At 66.3% G+C, this 291-nt stretch carries 1 protein-coding gene; it reads left to right on the top strand.

From position 1 onward, the window contains the following. Positions 1 to 291 (top strand): DUF4213 domain-containing protein (locus NE591_RS15270; RefSeq protein ID WP_256157103.1); only part of this gene is annotated, 291 nt, incomplete at both ends.

The following is a 291-nucleotide window of genomic DNA, read 5'->3' as shown; positions in this document are numbered from 1 at the left end:
GTGGAAGCCGACAGTGGCATGGGGGTGAGCTTCACCACCACCGGCGGCGCGCGTCGTGGCTACACGGGCGACCTGAGAGGGATGTCCCTGCGCGAGGAGGCGGAGCTTTCTAAGTCCTGGTGCTTCGAGGAGGCGAGCCTGGGCGTGGCGGCGCTGAACGCCTGGTACTCCCAGCGGTCGCTGCTGGATCCGTTGGGGTGCACCTACGTTGCGGCGGTGGAGGTACCCGACGGCACCATCCGGAAGATGGACTCTTTCGAAATGTACCGTCCGCAGATCAGCACCGCCGGT

The organism is Adlercreutzia sp. DFI.6.23 (assembly GCF_024462535.1).
Taxonomy (GTDB): Bacteria; Actinomycetota; Coriobacteriia; order Coriobacteriales; family Eggerthellaceae; genus Adlercreutzia; species Adlercreutzia rubneri.
This window is presented reverse-complemented; position numbering and strand designations above follow the sequence as displayed.